Source organism: Collinsella tanakaei (assembly GCF_016902615.1).
Taxonomy (GTDB): domain Bacteria; phylum Actinomycetota; class Coriobacteriia; order Coriobacteriales; family Coriobacteriaceae; genus Collinsella; species Collinsella tanakaei_A.
In genome coordinates this window covers 1-6577 of the sequence record NZ_JACJMB010000052.1, presented here as the reverse complement: position 1 = coordinate 6577, position 6577 = coordinate 1, and the positions used below count along the sequence as shown (strand labels likewise).

2 protein-coding genes are annotated in these 6577 nt (G+C 69.3%); both read right to left on the bottom strand.

All coding sequences use genetic code 11. The features are described 5' to 3' along the window. Nucleotides 1–209: 209 nt before the first annotated feature. Nucleotides 210–4199, bottom strand: a complete 3990-nt coding sequence (locus tag H6A21_RS10545) for a S8 family serine peptidase (protein WP_204562742.1) — start codon at nt 4197–4199, stop codon at nt 210–212. Between the two features lie 62 nt (nt 4200–4261). After that, on the bottom strand, nt 4262–6577 hold a 2316-nt coding region (locus H6A21_RS10540), incomplete at its 5' end, for an S-layer homology domain-containing protein (RefSeq protein ID WP_204562741.1).

Genomic DNA, 6577 nt, shown 5'->3' with positions numbered 1-6577 from the left:
GCTATGGTCGAATTTGATGAAGGTCTCTATCGCGCGCTTCCTCTGCCCCTGGCTGTACATGAGGTTCTCCTCCTGTCCCGCTTTGGTCCAGGATTCCCACCGCAGTCCCAAGTGGCGAAAGATAGATTGACATTAACAAAGGTAAGGGCCCGCGACGCCGGTTTATCCCGTGCGTCGCGGGCCCTGTGCCGTTTCGCTTGCGCGTGCGCCTATTCCGCCGGGCGCGGGAAGGGGAATCCGGCGCGGTCGGCGCGCATGAGCACGGTCGCCGCCTGGGCGCGATCGAGGTCGCCCTGCGGCTGGAGCTCGGTCGTTCCCCCGATGCCGCGCAGGTAGCCCTCATCGACCGCCCACGCGACGGCCTCGTATGCCCAATCGGACACCGTTGCGGCGTCGGTGTAGCGGGACAGGTCGCCTCCGCTCGCGTCCTCGGGCTCGGCGATGCGCCATAGGATGGTCGCCATCTGCTCGCGCGTCAGCGGGTCGTCCGGCCCGAACTCGCCACTTCCCCCGTAGCCCTCGAAGATGCCCTGCTGGGCGCACCAGGTGACCGCATCGCGGTACCAGGCGTCCTGCGCGCAGTCGCTGTAGGGCATCGGGATATCGACCGCCGGCTTGCCGGCCATGTTGTAGAGGACCTGCGCCATCTGGGCGCGGGTGAGCGAGACCATGGGCCCGAACACGCCGGCGTCCGCGTCGACGCCGAGCATGACGCCCTCATCGACCGCCCAGTCGACCGCCTCGTGATACCACGCGGACGCGTCGAGGTCGACGTAGCCCTCCGTCGGGCACACAGCGCCCGTGAGCTGCTCTGCGGCAGCGCGCGGGAGCGTGTAGAGCGCGCCCGTCGCGGATGCCGCATCGGTCCCGTGATCGAAGGCGGTCAGGTGGACGCAGCCGTCGAAGACCGCGGCCGAGGTGATGGAGACGCCCGTCGCGGAGTCGCCGCCGAGCCATGCCGTCCCCTCGCAGGCGAGTGTGTCGAGGTCGATGTACGCGGTGTCGCCGGAGCCCGCGATCGGGTGCGCGAAGATGAGGACGCCGTCTTCGACAGGGACGGTCACGCTCCTCTCGATGTCTCCGTAGTCCGAGTACGTGAAGGCGGATGCGCCCTCGATGGCGCCGAGGTCGTCGAGCGCGCCGCTTGCCGGGTCGACGGTGTATGCGTGCGACACGTACGACGTCGAGAGGTCGGTCCGCCCGCCGCCGACCGCGCCGATCACGTAGATCTCGCCGTCATGCGCGATGGGAGCGATCGGAGCGAGCGTGATGCCCGGGAACTGCTCCGTTCGGATCTCGGTCGCGGAGAGCTCCCCGTCGAGGCCCTCCAGCGAGGCGATCGCGTATCGTATGACCTGCTCGCCCGACGCGAGCTGGTACGCGGCGCCCACGAGCGCGTAGGAGGTGTCGCCGATCGTCGTCGCGCCCACGATCGAGGAGGCATAGATCGCCCCTGCGGCCTCCTCCGGGGTCGCGATGGCGGCGGTTCGCCGGTAGGGGCTCCATTCATCGCTCTTCGCGCTGTAGGTCGCCGCGAGCACGACGATGCCGCTCTCGTCCAAGTCGGTCGTGACGGCGACGATGTCGCTCCCGACGGCCGTGTAGGCTATCGGGGCGTGGGAATCATGCGTCGCCGACTGCCACGGCGCCCCGGGCGCGGCGCATGCGGTCCATGAGCCGCTTCCGGGATTGTCCGAGCGGTACAGGTAGGTGCCGACCGTGTCGGCGAGGTACAGGGCGTCCGAGGTGCCCACGAGGGCGCCCGTGGCGGCATCAGTCGTGTCGACGGGGAAGCCGTCGGTCCACATGATGTCGAAGGACGCCTCGCGCGCGGGGAGGCTGTAGGAGGCGCGATGGGTGCGGCCGGTCGACCGGTCGAGCACGTCGATGCGGTGGGACTCCCCGTCGAAGGCGTCGGAGGGCGCCGTGAAGGTCAGCTCGCTGTCGGTCTGCGCCGTGCACGCGACGTCCTCGCCGTCGAGGGTGACGCTCGCGTCGCTCAGGGCGTAGCCGTGGACGGTGACCGAGCCGGTCGCCGGGTCGGCGTCGACGGACCACGTGTTCGCGCTGATCACGTCGTCGTCGAGCGCCACGTCCCAGTCGAAGCGGCCGTCGGTCGCTGTGTGCTTCTCGACGCCTCCATAGGTCGTCGTGCTCAGCGGGACGGTCGATCCCACCAGCTTGCCGCGCAGCTCGAGCGCGTCCGCCTCGGGGTCGAGCGCCTCCAGCTGCCCGACGGTGCCGGCGGCGAGCGGGGTCGCCATGGACGTCCCGCTCATCTCGCCGTAGGGGGCGTAGTCGCTCGTCTCGTCGTCCACGCCGTCGCCGCCCACCAGGCCGATGCCGTAGGGCTCGATGTAGAAGGTGGTCCGCTCGCTCGACCAGACGCCGTCAGCGGGCGCGATGGAGGCCTGGACGGCGCCGATCAGCCGGTCGGACTCGGTGTCGAGGGCGGATAGGGAGGTGTCGTAGACGGTGGTCAGGTCGATGTTCAACTCGGAGATGGTCGACACGCCATGGAGCGGGACGGTCACGCCGTCCTTGACCGAGTAGAGGGACGGCACGATATACAGTCTCGTGTTGGCGGGGCTCGCGGCATCGATGCTCGCGCTCGCCCCGATGGCGAAGTCCTGCACCGCGTGCGACGTGCCGACGAACGGGTTGTCGAAATACCACTGGAGCGTCATGGTGTACGAGGAGCCCCCGCCGGCCCGGGAGGGGTCGAAGGTCACCTTGAGGCCGGGGGTGCCGTGGCCCGCATCGGCGACCTGCTCGATGGTGAACGCGTCGGTGGCCTCGGGCGAGGCGGGCGTCCCGTCGGCGTTATAGACGTAGAGCCGGTAGGTGGATGAGTCCGCGGCGTAATCGGAGAAGTCGTTCACGTACTCCAGGTCCTTGCCCGCGGCCAGCGACACGCTGGGGGAGAAGTAGGCGTGCGCGGCGTCGGTGCTGACCGTGGACATGATGTTGGAGCCGGGCAGCGCGAGGTCGACGGCAGTCTCGTTGAAGTTCGAGAAGGTCGACAGGGCGTTCGACTTGTTGCTCGAGGCGATGATGACGGCGTAGGGGCTCTCGAGGCCCGTGGTCGCCCCGGTGCCGACGGTGGCGGTGTCCGAGCCGGCGTTGCCCGCGGCGAAGACGGACAGGATGCCGAGCTTTCCGGCCTGGTTCACCAGGTAATCGAGCACCGGTGCGTAGGAGCCGATCTCCCAGGAGTTGCTCGCGCAGACGACGTTTTGCCCGGAGAGCGCGGCGCCGATGAGGTACTCGTAGGCGGAGACGATGTCTTTGAGGTACAGCACGCCCCCGCAGTCCTCGGGGGCAACCTTCAGCGCCATGATCTCGGTGTCGGCGCTCGCGCCCGCGATCCCCTCCGCGTTGTTCTGGATGCCGGCGATGACTCCCGCGCAGTGGGTGCCATGGGAGTCGACGGACGAGGTGCCCGGCGTCGGGTCGTCGTCGTTGCCGGCGAAGTCGTATCCGCACGACCCCGCCCCGCCGGGCAGGCCGGGGATGCCGGGGTTCTCCCACATGTGGTCGGCGAGGTCGGGATGGGAGGCGTCGACGCCCGTGTCGAGGACGGCGACGATGTTGCCCGAGGTCGCAGGCGCGCTCTCGCGGGCGGCGAGGGCCGCCTCGAGGTCGATGCCGGCGCTCTCGCTGGCCATGCTGTACTGCCAGCCGCGATACAGCGTGTCGTCGGGTGCGGACCCATCCACCGTCGCGATGTAGTTCGGCTGCGCCGCCACCACGAAGTCGAGCTCCTCGAGCTCGGCCACCAGCTCGTCGGCGTCGGCGCCCTCGCGCTCGACGAGCGCGACGCGCAGGTCCGCGCCCTCCGGGACGTCGCCGGATGCCCCCTCGTCGCTCTGGAGCTCGATGGCGCCCTGCTCGAGGGCTCGGTCGACGGTGGAGAAGTCCCACGTCTGGGCGACCGCGAAGCCCGCGCCCGCAAGCTCGTCGGCGCTCGCGGAGTCGTCGAGCAGGCTCACCTGGGAGTCGGATGCGCGGTACAGGACGAGCGCCTGGCCGGGCACGGCCTCCTGGTCGCTTCGCTGCGCCGCCGAGGAGGCCGCCGTCACGTTGGCGAGCAGGTCGGCCAGCGCGGGCTGGGCGAGCGCCGCGGCGGGGGCGAGCCCGCACGCCAGCGCGATGCCGAGCGCCCAGGCGAGCCTTCTGCGTCCGGTCGGTATCTTCATGACTGTTCCTTTCCTTGTGGGTGCAGTTTTTCCGCCTGCGCATCGGCGCGCCGACGGTGCCGTTATCCTTCGGCGAAGATGCCCGCGTCGACGGCGGAGACCATCATCTTGGCCATCTCGGCGCGGGTCATCGCGCGGCCCGCCTGGAGCTGCGCGCCCTCGGCGGTCTCGACCCCGCCGATGACGCCGCCTTCGACCGCCCAGGCCACGGCCGCGCGCGCCCATGCGGAGACGCCGTCGGCATCGGGGAAGCCGTCGAGGACGTCGGTCGTTTGGGCGTCGAGGTCGGCGCCCGCCGCCTTGGCGAGCACCGTGCAGAACTGCTCGCGCGTGAGCGCCTCTCCCACGCCGAACGCGTCGGATCCGCGGTAGCCCTCCATGACGCCGTCCGCCACCGCCCAGTTGACCGCGTCGGCGTACCAGGCTCCCTGGTCGACGTCGACGTGCCCTGCCGCGGGCGCGTCCGTGTCGGACGCTCCCAGGAGGTTCCACATGACCTGTGCCGCCTGCTCGCGCGCGAGCGTGTCGGTGGGGCCGAACGCGCCGTCCCCGTAGCCGCCCATGAGGCCGAGGTCCGCCGCGCGCTCGACCCAGGAGCTGTACCACTCATCTGCGGGCACGTCCGTGAAGGCGTGGTCGAACGGGTCGGCGTATGCCTTGATCGGGAAGTTGTCGTAGACGAGCAGGTCGCCCATCGGAAGGTTGTCGCCCGCGAGCATATCGGCCAGGTCGGACCATGCGCCGCCGGAGTACAGGTAGCTCTCACCCTCGTTGACGACCGAGCGGAAGAACACGGGCACCTGCGCCTGGATGACCGACTCCACGTCGTCTGCGATGGCCTGCTCCTGAGATGCCAGGTACTCGGAGACCTCCGCGTCCGTCGCGTCCGGATGCTCCTCGAGGTAGCCGGTACGCAACGTCTCGACGACCCGGTTCTCGATGGCGTGCGTCTGGCTCTCGCCGATGCGCAGGCTGTTGAGCTCGGCATCGCGATTCTGCCTGCTCGGCGCGCCCTGGAGCAGGATGCCGTACGCGCCGTCGGAGAGTCGCGCCGTGACGACCACCGAGAAGCGGTCGCCCTGGGAGAAGCCCATCTTCTCGCGGTCCTGGGCGGGGATCCTCTCCAGATGGTAGCCGCCGTACTCGTAGCTCGCCTCGAAGCTGGTGAGCAGCTCGCCGTCTGTCGGGTCGTCAGCGTCCTCGGCCAGGCGGAAGACCTCGTAGGTCACGGTCGTGCCGGGCTGCGCCGTCTCGCAGGACAGGCTCGTGAGCCTCTGGCCGTCCTCGGCCGTGAAGACGTTCGCCATGCGGGTGACGTCCTCGTGCCCCTGGGAGAACGACATCTGGGTCGGCAGGTAGTCGTACTGGTTGACGATGTAGGTCCCGTTCTTGTCGGTCTCCCGGCCGTCCACGTCGTAGTCGAGCGCCTCGACGGTCGAGATGCTCTGGTCGTAGTAGGACAGGTAGAAGTAGCCGTCGTCGCCGAAGTTGGACTTGTTGGGGAACTCGTTGCTCGCGGAGCCCCAGCTGTTCTTCACGATCCAGGCGCCGTCGGCCGGCGGCTGGTGCCCGGTCTTGAAGTTCTCCTTGGAGTAGTCGTCGTCCCAGCCCACGATGGCCACCGCGTGGTTCGTCATGGCCGGCTGGTAGGTGTAGTGCGCCCACGTCTCGGTGTTGATGTAGGCGTCGTCGGATTCCTCGCCGGGCTTGGACGCGTCGGCGCAAAACGCGATCGAGACGGCGCGCCCCTCGAAGAGCTGCTCCTTGATGGCCGCCGTCGCGTCCTCGTCGTACACGTAGGCGCCGCTCTCGTCGAACGTCGCGGGCGAGGGCAGGATGAACGACTCCTCGAGCGCCGCGGACGACCCGGCGCGCAGGGCCTCGTCCAGCGTCCAGGTGCCCGCCGCCGACCAGTACGCGTCGTGGTCGGCGATGCCCTCGTCGTTGCTGTAGGGGGCCATCGATTCGTCGACGGGCCCGATGCCGTTGGAGAACAGCGAGGTTGCATAGGTGACGTAGCCGCCGTAGTTGAGGACCGCGTTCTCGAGCGGGTACCCCAGCACCTGCTCGGCGAACTCCGGGTCGGGGACGTCATCGGTCTCGGTCAGCGCGTTGTAGCCGCCCTCACCGCCCTGGCCGTCGTACTTCGCGTCCGTTTCCTCGTCGTCGGGCAGGTGGGTGACCGCGAAGTAGGCGAGATGGCGCTCGGAGAGGTCCAAGCCGGTCTCCGCATAGGTGGTCCCCATTTCGGAGAGCAGGCTCGTCTCGGAGGCGGCGATGGCCGCGAAGCCCCAGCAGGTTCCCCAGGGGTTCTGGAACTTGACCGGCGTCACCACGCCGCGGTCGCGCAGGTCGAACTTGTCGGGCAGGATCTCGGA